Raw genomic sequence first — 17,144 nt, forward strand, 5'->3', positions numbered from 1 at the left:
CCGGGCACGGTCGAAAAACGGCCGCCGGACGCAAACGGGCCGTCAGCCGGCCCGATCACGCGCGCAGTTTGCCATACAATGCGCACCATCATGCACGACCGACGCCTCCATTTTCTCGTTCCGTTCGCGCTGCCGTCGGCGGCCGATGCGGCCTCGTCCCTGCACACGCTGGACAGCCCCGCGCTCGAAAAGTTGCTCGCCCGCGCCAGCCTCGTCGAGCGCGTGGCCGGCGAGGACTTCCAGCGCACACTGCCGCACGAGCGCTGGCTGGCCCGCCAGTTCGGCGCGACCCAGGGCAACGCCGCGGACGAGGCACCGCTCGCGCCCTACATGTTGCTGGCGGACGGCGGCGATCCCGGCACACAAGCGTGGGCGTGCGTCGAGCCCGTCCACGTCGAAATCGCGCACGATCACCTGGTGCTCGTCGACCCGGCCGCCCTCGCGCTCGACGAAGGTGACGCAGCCGCGCTGCTCGCGGTCGCGCGACCGCTGATCGAGGAGCTCGGCGTGCGCCTCGAAGCGCCGAACCCGGCGCGCTGGTACCTGTCGAGCGACCAGCTCGCCCGGCTGGCCGGCGCCGCGCCGCTGCGCGCAAGCGGCCGCAACATCGAAATCTGGCTGCCGCACGAAGCCCATACCGGCGAGCGCTCGCGGATGTGGATGAAACTCCAGAACGAAGTGCAGATGGCGTGGTTCCAGCACCCGGTCAACGACGCTCGCGAAGCGCGCGGGCTGCCGGCCGTCAATTCGATCTGGTTTCATGCACAGGGCACGCTGAAGCCGGTCGGCAAGCCGTTCGCACGCGTGCTGTCCGTGTCGCCCGCGGCGCTCGGCCTCGCGCGCGCCGCGCAAACCGAAGCCGGCAGCGCGCCCGCGACGTTCGGCGCGCTGCCCGCCGCCGACGGCGCAACGCTCGTCGAACTGCCGGCGCTGACCACGCCGTTCATCGAGCAGGACTGGGCGCGCTGGCACGACGGGCTCGTCGCGCTCGAGCGCGACTGGTTCGCGCCGGCCCTCGCCGCGCTGCAGAACGGCGCGTTGTCGAGCGTCGATGTCACGCTGTGCGGCGACACGAGCTCCGTGACGCTGCACGCGACGCGCGGCGACCTGCGCAAGTTCTGGCGCCGCCGCGCGCTCGCCTCCCTGTTCGAATAACCCATCCATCGCGTATGACCCGGATCGTTACCCGCCCCGTCGCGCCCGCCGACGCCGAAGTGCTCGCGCGCCACGGCCTGCACCCCGTTCTCGCGCGCCTGTATGCGTCGCGCGGCGTGCAGTCGCCCGCCGACATCGAGACCGCACTTGCGCGCCTCGTCCCGCCCACCGAACTGAAGGGCTGCGCCGATGCGGCGTCGCTGCTCGCCGACGCGATCGCCGACAAGCGACGCCTGCTCGTCGTCGCCGACTACGACTGCGACGGCGCGACCGCCTGCGCGGTCGCGGTGCGCGGCCTGCGGATGTTCGGCGCGCAGATCGACTACCTGGTGCCGAACCGCTTCGAATACGGCTACGGCCTCACGCCCGAAATCGTCGAACTCGCGGCCGCGCGCAAGCCCGACCTGCTGATTACCGTCGACAACGGGATCGCGAGCGTCGCGGGCGTCGAAGCCGCGAACGCCCGCGGCATCGACGTGCTCGTGACCGACCACCACCTGCCCGGCGACGCGCTGCCGATGGCCCGCGCGATCGTCAACCCGAACCAGCCCGGCTGCGCGTTCCCGAGCAAGCACCTCGCCGGCGTCGGCGTGATGTTCTACGTGCTGCTCGCGCTGCGCGCCGAGCTGCGCCGCCGCGGCGCATTCGCGAGCAAGGAAGCCGAGCCGCGCCTCGACGGGCTGCTCGACCTCGTCGCGCTCGGCACCGTCGCTGACGTCGTGCGGCTCGACGGCAACAACCGCGTGCTGGTCGCGCAGGGGTTGCAGCGCATCCGCAACGGCCGCATGCAGCCGGGCATCGCCGCACTGTTCCGCGCCGCCGCGCGTGAAGCGCGCACCGCGTCGGGCTTCGACCTGGGCTTCGGCCTCGGCCCGCGCCTGAACGCCGCCGGGCGGCTGTCCGACATGTCGCTCGGCATCGAGTGCCTGATCACCGACGACATCGGCCGCGCGTGGGACCTCGCGCAGCAGCTCGACGTGATGAACCGCGAACGCCGCGAGATCGAGGCCGGCATGCAGCAGCAGGCGCTCGCCGATCTCGCCGACGTCGATCCGGCCGACGCGTGCACGATCACGCTGTTCAATCCCGAGTGGCACCAGGGCGTGATCGGCATCGTCGCCGGCCGGCTCAAGGAAAAATTCCACCGCCCGTCGTTCACGTTCGCGCACGCCGACGAGGAAGGCAAGCGGGTCAAGGGTTCGGGCCGGTCGATCGCCGGCTTCCACCTGCGCGACGCGCTCGACCTCGTGTCGAAGCGCGAACCCGACCTGATCGTCGCATTCGGCGGCCACGCGATGGCGGCCGGCCTCACGCTCGACACCGAGAACGTGCCGCGCTTCGCGGCCGCCTTCGAGGCCGTCGCGCGCGAATGGCTGTCCGACGACGCGCTCGCCCGCGTGATCGAGACCGACGGCGAACTCGAGGACGCGTACTTCACGCCGCAGTTCGTCGGCCTGCTCGACGAGGCCGTGTGGGGGCAAGGTTTTCCGGCGCCGCTTTTCTCGGGCGAATTCGACGTCGTGTCGCAATCGCTCGTGAAGGAGAAGCACCTGAAGCTGCAGCTTGCGCGCGGCCGCCAGCGCTTCAATGCGATCTGGTTCAACCACACCGAACCGCTGCCCGAGAGCGCCCTGGTCGCCTACCGGCTCGTCGCCGACACGTGGAACGGCGTCACGCGCGTCCAGCTGATCGTCGAGCACGCAGCCGGCTGAGCACGGGCCACCCGGCCCGCTGCCGCGCCCGCCCCGGCATGCGCGCCGCGCCGGATGGGGCCGCGGCACACGTGCGCGCACCGTTTGCGTCACCGGGCAACCCTGCCGATCGGCTATAATTCCGCTTTTTTACGAAGCAAGAATAGCGAACGATCATGGAAGCGGAACGTCTCAACGCGATCGAAAGCTCCCTGCTCGACCTGCGCAACCGCGCGGGCGAGCTTCGGGGGTATCTTTGACTACGACGCCAAAGCTGCGCGTCTGACCGAAGTCAACAAGGAACTCGAAGACCCGAACGTCTGGAACGATTCGAAGAACGCCCAGGCGCTCGGTCGCGAGAAGAAGCTGCTCGAAGGCGTCGTCACGACGCTCACCGCGCTGGATGGCGACTTGCGCGACGCACTCGACCTGTTCGAGCTGGCGCGCGAGGAAGGTGACGAGGACACGCTCCTCGCGTCGGAAGAAGATGCCGCGAAGCTCGAAGCGCGCGTCGGCGACATCGAGTTCCGCCGGATGTTCTCGAACCCGGCCGACCCGAACAACTGCTTCATCGACATCCAGGCCGGCGCCGGCGGCACCGAGGCTTGCGACTGGGCATCGATGCTGCTGCGCCAGTACCTGCGCTACTGCGAGCGCAAGGGCTTCAAGGCCGAGGTGCTCGAAGAGTCCGACGGCGACGTCGCCGGCATCAAGAACGCGACGGTCAAGGTCACGGGCGAATACGCATACGGCTTCCTGCGCACCGAAACGGGCATCCACCGCCTCGTGCGCAAATCGCCGTTCGACTCGTCGGGCGGCCGCCATACGTCGTTCTCGTCGGTGTTCGTCTATCCGGAAATCGACGACTCGATCGAAGTCGAGATCAACCCGGCCGACCTGCGCATCGACACGTACCGCGCATCGGGCGCGGGCGGTCAGCACATCAACAAGACCGACTCCGCGGTGCGGATCACGCACATGCCGACCGGTATCGTCGTGCAGTGCCAGAACGACCGCTCGCAGCACCGCAACCGCGCAGAAGCGATGGCGATGCTGAAATCGCGCCTGTATGAAGTCGAGATGCGCAAGCGCCAGGCCGAACAGGACAAGCTCGAATCGAGCAAGACCGATGTGGGCTGGGGCCACCAGATCCGCTCGTACGTGCTCGACCAGAGCCGCGTGAAGGACTTGCGTACGAACGTCGAAATGAGCAACACGCGTGCGGTGCTCGACGGCGATCTCGACGACTTCATCAGCGCCAGCCTCAAACAGGGCGTGTAAGCGCCGCGGCGCGGCCTGGCCCGCGCCGCCCTTCCCGTTTGCGTTGCCGCACCCACTCCGAATTCCGACCATCATGACCGAACCGACCCAAACGCAGCCCGCCGTCACGGCGGACGAAAACCAGATCATCGCCGAGCGCCGCGAGAAGCTGCGCGCCCTGCGCGAGCAAGGCGTCGCCTACCCGAACGATTTCCGGCCCGAGCACCACGCAGCCGACCTGCAGGCGAAATTCGCCGACTCGGACAAGGCCGCGCTCGAAGCGAACCCGGTCGAGGTGTCGGTCGCCGGCCGCATGATGCTCAAGCGCGTGATGGGCAAGGCGAGCTTCGCGACGGTGCAGGACGGTTCGGGCCAGATCCAGTTCTTCGTGACGCCGAACGACGTCGGCGCCGAAACCTACGACGCATTCAAGAAGTGGGACCTCGGCGACATCGTCGCCGCGCGCGGCGTGCTGTTCCGCACCAACAAGGGCGAGCTGTCGGTCCAGTGCAAGGAGCTGCGCCTGCTGTCGAAGGCGCTGCGTCCGCTGCCGGACAAGTTCCACGGCCTGTCCGACCAGGAAATGCGCTACCGCCAGCGCTACGTCGACCTGATCGTCACGCCGGAAACGCGCGACACGTTCCGCGCCCGCACCAAAACGATCGCGTCGATCCGCAAGTTCATGGACAACGCCGAGTTCATGGAAGTCGAAACGCCGATGCTGCACCCGATCCCGGGCGGCGCGGCGGCGAAGCCGTTCGTCACGCATCACAATGCGCTCGACATGCAGATGTTCCTGCGCATCGCGCCGGAGCTGTATCTGAAGCGCCTGATCGTCGGCGGCTTCGAACGCGTGTTCGAGATCAACCGTAACTTCCGGAACGAAGGCGTGTCGCCGCGTCACAACCCGGAATTCACGATGATGGAGTTCTACGCCGCGTACACCGACTACCGCTGGCTGATGGATTTCACCGAGCAACTGATCCGCCAGGCGGCAATCGATGCGCTCGGTACCGCGACGATCCAGTATCAAGGCCGTGAGCTCGACCTCGCGAAGCCGTTCCATCGCCTGACGATCACGCAGGCGATCCAGAAGTACGCACCGGACTACACCGCCGGCCAGTTGTCGGACGACGCGTTCCTGCGCACCGAACTGAAGCGCTTCGGCGTCGACGTGTCGCAGCCGGCGTTCCTGAACGCGGGCATCGGCGCGCTGCAGCTCGCGCTGTTCGAGGAAACGGCCGAAGCGCAGCTGTGGGAACCGACGTTCATCATCGACTACCCGGTCGAGGTGTCGCCGCTCGCACGCGCGTCGGATACGGTGCCGGGCATCACCGAGCGCTTCGAGCTGTTCATGACTGGCCGCGAAATCGCGAACGGCTTCTCGGAGCTGAACGATCCGGAAGACCAGGCCGCACGCTTCAAGAAGCAGGTCGAGCAGAAGGATGCGGGCGACGAGGAGGCGATGTTCTTCGACGCCGACTACATCCGCGCGCTCGAGTACGGGATGCCTCCGACCGGCGGCTGCGGGATCGGCATCGACCGTCTCGTGATGCTGCTGACCGACAGCCCGACGATCCGCGACGTGCTGCTGTTCCCCCACCTGCGCCGCGAAGACTGATCGCCGCGCCCGCGTGTGCGCCGCGCCCTGCGGCGCGCACGCGTCAGCTTTGTAACGACGCGTAAATCCCGCCAGCCTGCGTTCGCCGGCTTTCGATCCTCCCCCGTTTTATTCCCCCATCGCAACGGCCTTCTCCGGGTTTTCCCTGTCGCGACCGCCGGTGCCCCGCTGCAATTCGTTACACCTTGATACGGTGCGCCGCACGCCGCTGGACGACACTCCTGTTGCGTCACCACGCATGACCACGGGACCAGAACCAGGCGCAGGAACGCCCGGTCTGCTCGCTCCCGAGCGTGGGATCCGGCCCGGCCCGCAGTGCCGACCCGGATCGACATCGGAGAAAAAAATGGACAACCAGAATCAGACCACGCCGCAAAAGCAACGCCTCCACCCGCTCATCGCCACCGCAGCCGGCGCCGTCATCGTCGCCAGCCTCGCGGCGACTGCCGCGATCACGGGCGTCTTCCCGAAGGCGAGCAGCAGCAACGCACAGAATGGCCAGACCCAGGCTGCGCTGATCGCATCGCAGCCGGCCGTCGATACGGCCGCGGCCGCCAGTGCCGCATTGGCCGCGCAAGCACAGCAGCAGGCAGCCGAACAGGCCGCCGCGCAGCAGAAGGCTGCCGAGCAGAAAGCTGCCGTCGCGCAGGCCGAGCCGAAGCCCGCGCCGCGCCCGGCAGCACCGGCGCACCGCCGTCATACGACGGCACCGCAGCCGCCGCAATACGCGCAGCAGCCGTCGGCGCCGGCCCAGACCTACTGCCAGAGCTGCGGCACGGTCGTCGCGATTTCGCAGACGCGCACGCCGGGCCAGAGCTCGGGGATCGGCGCCGTGGGCGGCGCTGCGGCCGGCGGCCTGCTCGGCAACCAGTTCGGTCACGGCAACGGCCGCACCGCGATGACGATCATCGGCGCGCTGGGCGGCGGTCTCGCCGGCAACCAGGTCGAGAAGCAGGTGCGCGCGGAAACCGACTATCAGGTGCAAGTGCAGATGGAGAGCGGCGCGACGCGCACGTTCACGTACCACAACCCGCCGCCGTTCGGCCAGGGCCAGCGCGTGCGGATCGAGAACGGCACGCTGGTCGGCGCGTAATCGCCTGATTGCATCGGTGCCCCCTGCCCGCGCGTCGTGCGCGGGCAAGCGACCAGAAAACGAAAACGGCTCGTGAGCAAGTGCTCACGAGCCGTTTTTTTCATCGGTGCGGTACGCGCCCATGCGGCGCACGCGGTGCCCGGTCGGTCAGTCCTCGTCGTCGAAATCCGATTCGTCGATCCAGTGGGCCTGGATCGCTTCAAGGATCTTCTCGCCGGAGTGCTTGGGATCGTCGTCGAAGCCGTCGAGTTCGAGCACCCACTGGCGCAGGTCGACGAAATTGATCCGCTGCGGGTTGATGTCCGGGTGCTTGTCCGCCAGCGCAATGGCTATTTCACGCGAATCGGTCCATTTCATCGCCTGCCTCCGGTTTAGGTCAGTGGTTTTCCTTCGCGTGGTTGATCGAGTACTTCGGAATCTCGACCACCAGGTCCGAATCTTCCTTCACGATCGCCTGGCACGACAGGCGCGACGTCGGCTCGAGGCCCCACGCCTTGTCCAGCAGATCGTCTTCGTCCTCCTCGGACGGCGTCAGATCGTTGAAACCCTCGCGGATCACCACGTGGCACGTCGTGCATGCGCACGACTTCTCGCATGCGTGCTCGATCTCGATCCCGTGATCGAGCAGGTTGTCGCAGATACTCTTGCCGGGCGTCGCGTCGATCACTGCGCCATCCGGACACAGTTCGACGTGAGGCAGCACTACCAGTTGAGGCATGTCCGTTCCGTCAGTCAGGGTGCGGCGCCAGGCGCCGCACGGTTCATTATCGCGCGCAGGCCGTCGCCGGCCGATGCGCGGTTCGCAAGTTCAGATCTCGTCGAGCCGGCGGCCCGACAGCGCGCGCTTGATGCTCTTGTCCATCCGGCGCGCCGCGAATTCGTCGGTGCCGTCGGCCAGCGTCTTGGTCGCCGCTTCGATCGCGTTCGTATCGTCGCCCTGCGCGACCGCGCGCAGCGCGGCGGCAAGCGCATCGACCTGCGTACGCTCGTTGGCATCGAGCAGTTCGCCGTCGGCCGCCAGCGCAGCCTGTGTCGCTTCGAGCATCCGCTCGGCCTCGACCTGCGCTTCGCGCAGCGCGCGGGCGCGCATGTCGATTTCGGCCGTCTTGAAGCTCTCCTCGAGCATCTTCGCGATGTCGTCGTCGGCGAGGCCGTACGACGGCTTCACGACGACCGACGCCTCGACGCCCGACAGTTGTTCGCGTGCGAACACCGACAGCAGGCCGTCCGCATCGACCTGATAGGTCACGCGAATGCGCGCGGCGCCGGCCGTCATCGGCGGAATGCCGCGCAGCTCGAAGCGGGCGAGCGACCGGCAGTCGGCGACGAGCTCGCGCTCGCCCTGCACGACGTGGATCGCCATGGCCGTCTGGCCGTCCTTGAAGGTCGTGAATTCCTGCGCGCGCGCGATCGGAATCGTCGAGTTGCGCGGAATGATCTTCTCGACGAGGCCGCCCATCGTCTCGACACCGAGCGACAGCGGAATCACGTCGAGCAGCAGCCAGTCGTCGCCGGTACCGCGATTGCCCGCGAGCAGGTCGGCCTGGATCGCCGCGCCGAGCGCGACGACCTGGTCCGGATCGAGGTTCACGAGCGGCGGCTGGCCGAAATATTTCGCGACCGCGTCGCGGATCACCGGCATGCGCGTCGCGCCGCCGACCAGCACGACACCCTTGATGTCGGCCGGCGTGACCTGCGCGTCGCGCAACGCCTTGCGGGTCGGCGAGAGCGTACGCTGCACGAGCGGCTCGACGAGCGACGCGAACGTGTCATGCGTAATCGTCTGCACGAGGTGCGCACCGCCCGACAGCGTGACATCCAGCGACGCCTGCGGCGCGGCGGACAGCGCTTCCTTCAGCACACGCACACGGTCGAGCAGCAGGCGCACGTCTTCGGGCGCCAGCGTCTTCGCGTCGATGCCGGCCTGCGCGAGCACGTGGCCAAACAGCGCATGGTCGAAATCGTCGCCGCCGAGCGCGGAATCGCCGCCTGCGGCCAGCACTTCGAACACGCCCTTCGTCAGCTTCAGGATCGACAGGTCGAACGTACCGCCGCCGAGGTCGTACACCGCGTAGAGGCCTTCGGCCCCGTTGTCGAGGCCGTAGGCAATCGCCGCGGCCGTCGGCTCGTTCAGCAGACGCAGCACGTTGAGGCCCGCGAGGCGCGCGGCGTCCTTGGTCGCCTGACGCTGCGCGTCGTCGAAATACGCGGGCACCGTGATCACCGCGCCGACCAGATCGTCACCGAGCGAATCCTCGGCGCGATAGCGCAGCGTCGCGAGAATTTCGGCCGACACTTCGACCGGGCTCTTCACCCCGTCGATCGTACGGATCTGCACCATGCCCGGCGCATCGACGAATTCGTACGGTGCGTTTGCCGCTCCTTCGACCTCGGCCTTGCCGCGGCCCATGAAGCGCTTGACCGATACGATCGTGTTGCGCGGATCGGTAGCGGCTTGCTCCTTCGCTTCGTGGCCGATGCGACGGCCGCCCTTCTCGAGGTAGCGGACCACCGACGGCAGCAGCATGCGGCCTGCTTCGTCCGGCAGCACTTCCGGCACGCTGTTGCGCACGGCCGCGACGAGCGAGTTCGTCGTGCCGAGATCGATCCCGACGGCGAGTCGCCGCTGGTGCGGCGCCGGCGCCATGCCCGGTTCGGAAATTTGCAGTAAAGCCATCTTGGTTCGTTCGGGCGCTCGGCCCGTTTGCTGCGCGTGCCGCGAGGCACGCGGTTAAGTTTCGAGGCGCTCGATCTGCGCGCCCACTTCCGACGCGACGCGTTCGATGAACATCAGCTGGCGCACGGCTTCCGCGGCGGCCTGGTCGGCGCCGCTGTCGAGCAGCGTGCCGAGGCGCTCGACGCGCACGCGCTTCTCGTCGCGCAACTCGGCGAGCAACCCGTCGAGCGCGTCGACGTTGCGGGCGGCCGCGGCATCCTCGATGCCCTCGCGCCACTCCATCTGCTGCATCAGGAACGCCGGCTCCATCGCCGTGTTGTTTTCCGCGCCGATATCCACGCCGCGCAGCGACAGCAGATAGGACGCGCGCTTCAGCGGATCGCGCAGCGTGCGGTATGCCTCGTTCGCGCGGGTTGCCCATTGCATCGCGATGCGCTTCTGTGCATCGCCGGCCGCCGCGAAGCGGTCCGGATGCACCTGCGTCTGCACCGTCCGGTAGGCGGTATCGAGCGCCGTTTCGTCGAGCGCGAATTGCGCCGGCAGGTGAAACAGGTCGAAGTGGCTGTCTTTCAGCGAGACCATCGTCGCGTTCAATTCCGGTTCGTCGCGCGGCAAACGCCGCGCATTAAAAAGGCGGCCCGTGCCGCCTCTTGCCCGCATCGCGCGGAAATCCGCGTCACACGCGGAACGATTCGCCGCAACCGCACTCGTCCTTCACGTTCGGGTTGTTGAACTTGAACCCTTCGTTCAGGCCTTCGCGGGCGAAGTCGAGCTCGGTGCCGTCGATGTACGCGAGACTCTTCGGATCGACGATCACCTTCACGCCATGGCTCTCGAACACTTGATCCTCGGGAGCCAGCTCGTCGACATACTCGAGCTTGTACGCGAGCCCCGAGCACCCGGTCGTGCGAACGCCAAGCCGCAGGCCCACACCCTTGCCGCGACGGACGAGGTATTTCTGAACGTGCTGTGCTGCTTTTTCGGTCAGTGTAATTGCCATGATGTCCTTGCCGCGGCGCGCCACCGGGGCCCGCCGCGTTTCCTTCTCTAGCTGCTCGATGCCGCTCAGGCTGCTGCCTGATCGCCTTCCTTGGTGTCGTGGCGCTTCTTGTAGTCGGCCACGGCTGCCTTGATCGCGTCTTCCGCGAGGATCGAGCAGTGAATCTTCACCGGCGGCAGCGCGAGTTCTTCGGCGATCTGCGTGTTCTTGATCGACAGGGCTTCGTCGAGCGTCTTGCCCTTCACCCACTCGGTGACGAGCGAGCTCGACGCGATCGCCGAACCGCAACCGTAGGTCTTGAACTTCGCGTCTTCGATCACGCCGTCCGCGCCGACGCGGATCTGCAGCTTCATCACGTCGCCGCAAGCCGGCGCGCCGACCATGCCCGTGCCGACCGTGTCGTCGTCCTTCGCGAACGAACCGACGTTGCGCGGGTTTTCGTAGTGATCCAGAACCTTGTTGCTGTAAGACATGACTCAGACTCCTTGACTCGTTACGTCTGCGTGCGTCAATCCGCCCGCGGGTGCATTCAATGCGGTATTAGTGTGCGGCCCATTCGATCGTCGACAGATCGATGCCTTCCTGGTGCATTTCCCAAAGCGGCGACAGTTCGCGCAGCTTCGCGATCTTGCTGTTCAGCAGGTTGATCACGAAGTCGACTTCCTGCTCCGTCGTGAAGCGGCCGACCGTGAAGCGGATCGAGCTGTGCGCGAGTTCGTCGTTGCGGCCGAGCGCACGCAGCACGTACGACGGCTCCAGCGACGCCGACGTGCACGCGGAGCCCGACGACACCGCGACGTCCTTGATCGCCATGATCAGCGACTCGCCTTCGACGAAGTTGAAGCTGATGTTCAGGTTGTGCGGGACACGGCGTTCCATGTCGCCGTTCACGTAGGTTTCCTCGATCTGCGACAGGCCGCGCAGCAGCTTGTCGCGCAGCATGCGGACGCGCTCGTTCTCGGTCGCCATTTCTTCGCGGGCGATGCGGAACGCTTCGCCCATGCCGACGATCTGGTGCGTCGCCAGCGTGCCCGAGCGCATGCCGCGCTCGTGGCCACCGCCGTGCATCTGTGCTTCGATGCGCACGCGCGGCTTGCGGCGCACGTACAGCGCACCGATGCCCTTCGGGCCATAGGTCTTGTGCGCCGAGAACGACATCAGGTCGACCTTCAGCTTCGCGAGGTCGATCGCGACCTTGCCGGTCGACTGGGCGGCGTCGACGTGGAACACGATGCCCTTCTCGCGGCAGATCTCACCGATCGTCTCGATGTCCTGGATCACGCCGATCTCGTTGTTCACGTGCATCACCGACACGAGGATCGTGTCCGGGCGCAGCGCGGCCTTGAACACGTCGAGGTCGATCAGGCCGTCATCCTTCACGTCGAGGTAGGTGACTTCGAAACCGTCGCGCTCGAGCTCGCGGCAGGTATCGAGCACGGCCTTGTGCTCGGTCTTCACCGTGATGATGTGCTTGCCCTTGCCCTTGTAGAAGTTCGCGGCACCCTTGATCGCAAGGTTGTCCGATTCCGTGGCGCCGGACGTCCAGATGATCTCGCGCGGATCGGCGTTCACGAGTGCGGCCACCTGTTCGCGCGCTTCCTCGACTGCACGCTCCGCATCCCAGCCGTAAGCGTGGCTGCGCGACGCCGGGTTGCCGAACTGCTGGCGCAGGTACGGCACCATCTTGTCGACCACGCGCGGATCGACGGGGGTCGTCGCGCTGTAATCCATGTAGATGGGCAGGTGGAGAGTCTCTTGGGTCATCTGTCGCTCCGGGTATTCTGTGCAGGGACTAACTATGTGCGTTATGGGGTATGGCGGGCGCCTTCGCGCTCACGAACTCGCGATGTTGAACACCGAATTGGGGCCGAGCGGCATCGTGCGCACGGGCTCGGCCGGTGCGGCGACGGGCTCCGGCGTGCGGCGATCGCGCAGCACCGCAGGGGCGCCCTCGCGTGCACGCTGCTGATCGACGAGATCCTGCAGCGACACGGAGTCGAGGTATTCGACCATCTTCTGGTTCAGGGTCGACCACAGCTCGTGCGTCATGCAATGGCCGTCGGGCTGCTTCGAGCCGTCGCACGTGCCTTTGCCGCCGCACTGCGTGGCGTCGAGCGGTTCATCGACCGCGATGATGATGTCGGCAACGGTGACGTCCTGCGCGCGACGCGCGAGGTTGTAGCCGCCGCCCGGGCCGCGCACGGATTCGACGATTTCATGCCTGCGCAGCTTGCCGAACAGCTGTTCGAGATACGAGAGCGAAATCCGCTGGCGCTGGCTGATGCCTGCAAGCGTCACCGGGCCCTGCTCCTGGCGCAGTGCCAAGTCAATCATCGCCGTGACGGCGAAACGGCCTTTGGTGGTGAGTCTCATGGTGTCTAGGGGACTGCAATCTTGACGATTTTGGTCAAGTATAAATATTTGACGTTTTTAGTCAAGTATCCATGTCTTTGAAAGGGTATTCGCAGACCGCTGAATACCGTGCGATTAGCGCGCCGTACGGGCCCGGAGCGTCTCCAGCAGGCCCGCGCACGCGCGTTCGACCTGATCGAGTACCTGTTCGAACCCCTGCGCGCCGCCGAAATACGGATCGGCCACTTCGGTTTCGGTCGAGCCCGGCGCGAATTCCATCAGCAGGCGCACCTTGTCGCGATGCTGCGGCGGGCAGCGCCGTTGCAATTCCGCGAGATTCGCCTCGTCCATCGCGAGCAGCAGGTCGAAGCGCTCGAAATCTCCCGCGCTCACCTGCCGCGCGCGCAGCGCCGACAGGTCGTAGCCGCGGCTGCGGGCGGCTGCCTGCGCCCGCGTATCGGGCGGCTCGCCAACATGCCAGTCGCCGGTGCCGGCCGAATCGATCGCGATCCGGTCGGCCAGCGCGGCCGCGTCGACCTGATGACGCATCACGCCTTCCGCGGTGGGCGAACGGCAGATGTTGCCGAGACAGACGAAACAGATCGCAACGCGGGTCATCGCACTATCGGAACGTTGCGGCGGACCGCGTGGGAGAAGAGCACGCCATTATACAAAGACGGCCGAAATCGCGCCGCCGCGCAAAGCGACGGCGCCATGCATTACAGCGCCTTCGGCGCGGCGAGCACGACGTCGCCGGATGCTGCCGGCAGCGGCTTCGCCGCGTCGCCGACCAGCCCGAACGACACCGCGCGCGCCAGTTCGGCAGACGCCTGGTGCACCGCCAGCGGGCCACGCGACGGCGCATCGGCCATCGCATGCAGATAGGCTGCCGCTGCCAGCGGGACGACGATTGCCAGCGGCCAGTACATCGATATTGTCTTTCTCATGATGCGGACCTCCTTGACCTCGTACCCCGGAACCCAATTCCGGGGACTACAGACAGGATTCTATAGATCGCATCTATCGAGATAAATATGCAAATAGCGAACGCACTGTTGCCGCCCGATGAACAGTCGTCAGCCGAGGTGGCTTTGGGACGCCGCGTACAGTTCGCGGAACGTGCGCCCGGTCGGTGTCGGCATGTCGCGCGTATCCATCCAGCCGGCCATCATCGGCAGGCGCCGCAGCGTGCCGCCGCTGCCGCCGAGCCGCTCGAGGACGCGCACCGCGAGCTTGGTCGTCAGCGCGTACAGCATCGGCCGCCGCGCGAAGAAGCCCCATGCGGCGAGCGCCGCCCGCTCGCGCCACGGCCGCAGGTGCCGCTCGACCTGCTTCTCGCGCAGCGTGCGCAGCAGGTGCGACAACGGAATGCCGGCCGGACACACGCTGTCGCATTCGCCGCATAGCGTCGCGGCCTGCGGCAGGTCGAGCGTGCGGTCGAGCCCGACGTAGCTCGGCGTCAGCACCGATCCCATCGGCCCCGGATAGACCCAGCCGTACGCGTGGCCGCCAACCTTCTGATACACCGGGCAGTGGTTCATGCACGCGCCGCAGCGGATGCAGCGCAGCATCTCCTGGAATTCGCCGCCGATCAGGCCCGTGCGGCCGCCGTCGACCAGCACGACGTAGTTGTGCTCCGGGCCGTCCTCGTCGCCCGGCCCGCGCGGCCCCGTCAGCAGCGAGAAATAGTTCGACGTCTTCTGTCCGGTCGCCGAACGCGGCAGCAGGCGCATCGCGGTCACGAGGTCCTCGAGCGTCGGCAGCACCTTCTCGATGCCCGTCACCGCCACGTGCACGCGCGGCATCACCGTGCACATGCCCTCGTTCCCCTCGTTCGTCACGATCGCGACCGAGCCCGTCTCGGCGATCACGAAGTTGCCGCCCGTGACGCCCATGTCGGCCGACATGAAATGCGGGCGCAGCACCTCGCGCGCCTCGCGCGTCATGTCCGGAATCTCGGTGAGCCGCTCGCGGTGGTGTGTGCGCGCGAACAGGTCGGCGATCTCGTCCTTGTCCTTGTGCACGACGGGCGCAATGATGTGGCTCGGCGGCTCGTTGTCGTTGATCTGCAGGATGTATTCGCCGAGGTCCGTCTCGATCGACTGCACGCCCATCTCCGCGAGCACCGCGTTCAGGCGCATCTCCTCGGACACCATCGACTTGGTCTTGATGACCTTCTTCACGTCGTGCCGGCGCGCGATGTCGGCGACGAGCCGCGCGGCATCCGCGGTCGTTTCGGCGAACAGCACCGTCGTGCCGCGCCGCGTCGCCTCGCGCTCGAACGCTTCGAGCCACACGTCGAGGTTCTCCAGCGCGCGGTTGCGGCGCGCCTTGAGCGCGGCGCGCGTGGCCGGGAAGTCGATCGCGGTCATCGCGTCGGCGCGCGCGGACACGAACTTCGTCGACAGCTTCTTCAGGTTCTGCTGCAGGCGCTGGTCGGCCAGCTTCTGGCCGGCGCGCGCCTTGAAATGCATCGATTGGACTTGCATCGCGGTATCGGGAAAAAGTGAGCGGAACCGGGCGTCAGACGTCGCCCGCCAGCACCTGCGCGACGTGCAGCACGCGCGTGTCGCGGTCGCCGGTGCGGCGCAACCGCCCTTCGATGTTCAGCATGCAACCGAGATCGCCGAGCACGACGGCGTCCGTGCCCGATGCGCGCACGTTCGCGCACTTCTCGTCCGCGATGGCCGCCGAGATGTCGCCGTACTTGATCGCGAACGTGCCGCCGAAGCCGCAGCAGTGCTCGCAGTCCTTCATTTCGGTGACCGCGACGCCGCGCTGCGCGAGCAGCGCGCGCGGCTGCGCCTTCACGCCGAGTTCGCGCAGACCCGAGCACGAATCGTGATAGGTGACGGGCCCGGTGAATTCGCCCGGCGCGAGCGACACCTTCGCGACGTTCGCGAGGAAATCGGTCAGTTCGTAGACTTTCTGCTGGAACCGCGTGTAGCGCCCCATCAGTTCGGGGTCGTCGCGGAACAGGTCGCCGTAGTGCGCGCGGATCATCCCGCCACACGAACCCGACGGCGCGACGACGTAATCGAACTGCTCGAACTCGCGCAGCGTCTTTTCGGCGAGATCGCGCGCCAGCGCGCGGTCGCCCGAGTTGTAGGCCGGCTGGCCGCAGCAGGTTTGCGCGGGCGGCACGATCACCTCGTAGCCGGCGTCGCGAATCAGCTTGAGCGCCGAGAAACCGATTTCGGGGCGCATCAGATCGACCAGGCAGGTCACGAACAAACCGACTCGCATACGTGCTCCTTCGAGAAAACGGCTCTCATTATCCGCCGTTTGGCCGGCAAGACCAACGCCGGCTCGCAGGCAAGCCCGCCGCGCGCGAAACGAGGACTTCCTCGAACGGCGTTCGCTTTTTTCACAATACGAGATACAATCGTTGCAACACCGCTTGACGCGTCAACCGATTTCTCCCCCGACATGAGCCAACCCATCCCGGATTCAAAAACGTCGATCCAGGTGATCGAACGCATGATGCGGCTGCTGGACGCGCTCGCCGCGCACAGTGATCCTGTCAGCCTGAAGGAACTGGCGCAGCGCACGGAGCTGCACCCGTCGACCGCGCACCGCATCCTCAACGACATGGTGACCTGCCGCCTCGTCGATCGCTCCGATCCCGGCACCTACCGCCTCGGCATGCGGCTGCTGGAGCTCGGCAACCTCGTGAAGGCGCGCCTGTCGGTGCGCGACGCGGCGCTGATGCCGATGCGCGAGCTGCACCGCCTCACCGGGCAGACCGTCAACCTGTCGGTGCGCCAGGGCGACGAGATCGTCTACATCGAGCGCGCGTATTCCGAGCGATCGGGGATGCAGGTCGTCCGCGCGATCGGCGGCCGTGCGCCGCTGCACCTCACGTCGGTCGGCAAGCTGTTCCTCGCGGCCGACGAAACGTCGCGGGTGCGCGCCTACGCGACGCGCACGGGCTTGTCGGGCCATACGCAGAACAGCATCACCGACATCGCGAAGCTCGAGCGCGAACTGACGATCGTCCGCCAGCAATCGTGCGCGCGCGACAACGAGGAACTGGAGCTCGGCGTGCGCTGTATCGCGGCCGGCATCTACGACGATTCGGGCAAGCTCGTCGCGGGCCTGTCGCTGTCGGCGCCGGCCGACCGCCTGCAGGACGCGTGGCTCGGCCAGTTGAGCCGCACGGCGCTCACCATCTCGGAATCGCTCGGCTACCGGCCGGCGCCCTCGAAGGACATCGACGGGCTGCAGCGGCAGGCGTAAGCCGCCCTCGCCGGCCTCGGTGCCGGTTCCGCCGGACAAAAAAAAGCCCCGCGATT

Annotated in this window: 18 protein-coding genes; 6 read left to right on the forward strand and 12 right to left on the reverse strand. The window is 67.0% G+C overall.

The window, feature by feature from the left end; genetic code table 11:
- Positions 1-78 precede the first annotated feature (78 nt).
- The 5 genes from HWX87_RS12920 to HWX87_RS12940 all read left to right on the forward strand — a co-directional run bounded on the left by HWX87_RS12920 (position 79) and on the right by HWX87_RS12940 (position 6,820).
- Positions 79-1,155, forward strand: a complete 1,077-nt coding sequence (locus HWX87_RS12920; RefSeq protein ID WP_176047457.1) for a regulator — start codon at positions 79-81, stop codon at positions 1,153-1,155.
- Between the two features lie 14 nt (positions 1,156-1,169).
- Positions 1,170-2,867 (forward strand): single-stranded-DNA-specific exonuclease RecJ, encoded by a 1,698-nt coding sequence (gene recJ, locus HWX87_RS12925; protein WP_176047458.1) that lies wholly within the window; start codon positions 1,170-1,172, stop codon positions 2,865-2,867.
- 155 nt (positions 2,868-3,022) lie between these two features.
- Positions 3,023-4,127, forward strand: a protein-coding gene (gene prfB / locus HWX87_RS12930; RefSeq protein WP_124455448.1) for a peptide chain release factor 2 whose coding sequence is annotated in 2 segments (ribosomal slippage) — positions 3,023-3,103 and positions 3,105-4,127 — 1,104 coding nt in all. Because the reading frame shifts where the segments join, the coding sequence is not laid out codon by codon here.
- Positions 4,128-4,200: 73 nt separating this feature from the next.
- Positions 4,201-5,727 (forward strand): lysine--tRNA ligase, encoded by a 1,527-nt coding sequence (gene lysS / locus HWX87_RS12935; protein WP_166960275.1) that lies wholly within the window; start codon positions 4,201-4,203, stop codon positions 5,725-5,727.
- Between the two features lie 346 nt (positions 5,728-6,073).
- On the forward strand, positions 6,074-6,820 hold the full coding sequence (locus HWX87_RS12940; RefSeq protein ID WP_176047459.1) for a glycine zipper 2TM domain-containing protein: 747 nt from the start codon (positions 6,074-6,076) through the stop codon (positions 6,818-6,820).
- Between the two features lie 147 nt (positions 6,821-6,967).
- Here the strand turns inward: HWX87_RS12940 and iscX are convergent, their stop codons facing one another.
- The 12 genes from iscX to HWX87_RS13000 form a co-directional block, all read right to left on the reverse strand.
- Positions 6,968-7,177, reverse strand: coding sequence for a Fe-S cluster assembly protein IscX (gene iscX / locus HWX87_RS12945; protein WP_176047460.1), 210 nt, complete (start codon positions 7,175-7,177; stop codon positions 6,968-6,970).
- Positions 7,178-7,196: 19 nt separating this feature from the next.
- A complete protein-coding gene (gene fdx, locus HWX87_RS12950; protein ID WP_006478392.1) occupies positions 7,197-7,538 on the reverse strand; it encodes an ISC system 2Fe-2S type ferredoxin in 342 nt (113 codons plus the stop codon).
- A 90-nt stretch (positions 7,539-7,628) separates the two neighbouring features.
- Positions 7,629-9,497, reverse strand: coding sequence for a Fe-S protein assembly chaperone HscA (gene hscA / locus HWX87_RS12955; protein ID WP_176047461.1), 1,869 nt, complete (start codon positions 9,495-9,497; stop codon positions 7,629-7,631).
- A gap of 54 nt (positions 9,498-9,551) precedes the next feature.
- Complete coding sequence (hscB, locus tag HWX87_RS12960; protein WP_176047509.1) at positions 9,552-10,079, reverse strand: Fe-S protein assembly co-chaperone HscB; 528 nt, start codon at positions 10,077-10,079, stop codon at positions 9,552-9,554.
- 94 nt (positions 10,080-10,173) lie between these two features.
- Positions 10,174-10,497 (reverse strand): iron-sulfur cluster assembly protein IscA, encoded by a 324-nt coding sequence (iscA, locus tag HWX87_RS12965; protein ID WP_014896627.1) that lies wholly within the window; start codon positions 10,495-10,497, stop codon positions 10,174-10,176.
- 65 nt (positions 10,498-10,562) lie between these two features.
- The gene (gene iscU / locus HWX87_RS12970; RefSeq protein WP_006481982.1) at positions 10,563-10,970 is read right to left on the reverse strand and encodes a Fe-S cluster assembly scaffold IscU; all 408 of its coding nucleotides are present in this window, start codon (positions 10,968-10,970) and stop codon (positions 10,563-10,565) included.
- Between the two features lie 67 nt (positions 10,971-11,037).
- A complete protein-coding gene (locus HWX87_RS12975; RefSeq protein WP_176047462.1) occupies positions 11,038-12,261 on the reverse strand; it encodes an IscS subfamily cysteine desulfurase in 1,224 nt (407 codons plus the stop codon).
- Positions 12,262-12,330: 69 nt separating this feature from the next.
- Positions 12,331-12,870 carry a Fe-S cluster assembly transcriptional regulator IscR gene (gene iscR / locus HWX87_RS12980; RefSeq protein ID WP_009691731.1) on the reverse strand — a complete coding sequence of 180 codons (540 nt, stop codon included), beginning with the start codon at positions 12,868-12,870 and terminating at the stop codon, positions 12,331-12,333.
- A 114-nt stretch (positions 12,871-12,984) separates the two neighbouring features.
- On the reverse strand, positions 12,985-13,467 hold the full coding sequence (locus HWX87_RS12985) for a low molecular weight protein-tyrosine-phosphatase (RefSeq protein ID WP_176047463.1): 483 nt from the start codon (positions 13,465-13,467) through the stop codon (positions 12,985-12,987).
- Positions 13,468-13,568: 101 nt separating this feature from the next.
- A complete protein-coding gene (locus HWX87_RS12990) occupies positions 13,569-13,796 on the reverse strand; it encodes a hypothetical protein (RefSeq protein WP_043190346.1) in 228 nt (75 codons plus the stop codon).
- 129 nt (positions 13,797-13,925) lie between these two features.
- Positions 13,926-15,338 (reverse strand): lactate utilization protein B, encoded by a 1,413-nt coding sequence (locus HWX87_RS12995; RefSeq protein ID WP_176047464.1) that lies wholly within the window; start codon positions 15,336-15,338, stop codon positions 13,926-13,928.
- Positions 15,339-15,372: 34 nt separating this feature from the next.
- Entirely contained in the window at positions 15,373-16,095 is a 723-nt protein-coding gene (locus tag HWX87_RS13000; RefSeq protein WP_176047465.1) for a (Fe-S)-binding protein, read from the reverse strand.
- A 183-nt stretch (positions 16,096-16,278) separates the two neighbouring features.
- On the opposite strand from HWX87_RS13000, the gene HWX87_RS13005 reads away from it, so the two are divergent.
- Complete coding sequence (locus HWX87_RS13005; protein WP_176047466.1) at positions 16,279-17,088, forward strand: IclR family transcriptional regulator; 810 nt, start codon at positions 16,279-16,281, stop codon at positions 17,086-17,088.
- Positions 17,089-17,144 lie beyond the last annotated feature (56 nt).

This window comes from Burkholderia sp. BCC1644, assembly GCF_902833225.1.
Classification (GTDB): Bacteria; Pseudomonadota; Gammaproteobacteria; order Burkholderiales; family Burkholderiaceae; genus Burkholderia.

What these genes read in the sequence shown, in the direction of transcription:
- HWX87_RS12920 (WP_176047457.1), top strand. Translation starts at nt 79, where the DNA reads ATGCGCACCATCATGCACGACCGACGCCTCCATTTTCTCGTTCCGTTC.
- recJ (WP_176047458.1), top strand. Translation starts at nt 1,170, where the DNA reads ATGACCCGGATCGTTACCCGCCCCGTCGCGCCCGCCGACGCCGAAGTG.
- lysS (WP_166960275.1), top strand. Translation starts at nt 4,201, where the DNA reads ATGACCGAACCGACCCAAACGCAGCCCGCCGTCACGGCGGACGAAAAC.
- HWX87_RS12940 (WP_176047459.1), top strand. Translation starts at nt 6,074, where the DNA reads ATGGACAACCAGAATCAGACCACGCCGCAAAAGCAACGCCTCCACCCG.
- iscX (WP_176047460.1), bottom strand. Translation starts at nt 7,177, where the DNA reads ATGAAATGGACCGATTCGCGTGAAATAGCCATTGCGCTGGCGGACAAG.
- fdx (WP_006478392.1), bottom strand. Translation starts at nt 7,538, where the DNA reads ATGCCTCAACTGGTAGTGCTGCCTCACGTCGAACTGTGTCCGGATGGC.
- hscA (WP_176047461.1), bottom strand. Translation starts at nt 9,497, where the DNA reads ATGGCTTTACTGCAAATTTCCGAACCGGGCATGGCGCCGGCGCCGCAC.
- hscB (WP_176047509.1), bottom strand. Translation starts at nt 10,079, where the DNA reads ATGGTCTCGCTGAAAGACAGCCACTTCGACCTGTTTCACCTGCCGGCG.
- iscA (WP_014896627.1), bottom strand. Translation starts at nt 10,497, where the DNA reads ATGGCAATTACACTGACCGAAAAAGCAGCACAGCACGTTCAGAAATAC.
- iscU (WP_006481982.1), bottom strand. Translation starts at nt 10,970, where the DNA reads ATGTCTTACAGCAACAAGGTTCTGGATCACTACGAAAACCCGCGCAAC.
- HWX87_RS12975 (WP_176047462.1), bottom strand. Translation starts at nt 12,261, where the DNA reads ATGACCCAAGAGACTCTCCACCTGCCCATCTACATGGATTACAGCGCG.
- iscR (WP_009691731.1), bottom strand. Translation starts at nt 12,870, where the DNA reads ATGAGACTCACCACCAAAGGCCGTTTCGCCGTCACGGCGATGATTGAC.
- HWX87_RS12985 (WP_176047463.1), bottom strand. Translation starts at nt 13,467, where the DNA reads ATGACCCGCGTTGCGATCTGTTTCGTCTGTCTCGGCAACATCTGCCGT.
- HWX87_RS12990 (WP_043190346.1), bottom strand. Translation starts at nt 13,796, where the DNA reads ATGAGAAAGACAATATCGATGTACTGGCCGCTGGCAATCGTCGTCCCG.
- HWX87_RS12995 (WP_176047464.1), bottom strand. Translation starts at nt 15,338, where the DNA reads ATGCAAGTCCAATCGATGCATTTCAAGGCGCGCGCCGGCCAGAAGCTG.
- HWX87_RS13000 (WP_176047465.1), bottom strand. Translation starts at nt 16,095, where the DNA reads ATGCGAGTCGGTTTGTTCGTGACCTGCCTGGTCGATCTGATGCGCCCC.
- HWX87_RS13005 (WP_176047466.1), top strand. Translation starts at nt 16,279, where the DNA reads ATGAGCCAACCCATCCCGGATTCAAAAACGTCGATCCAGGTGATCGAA.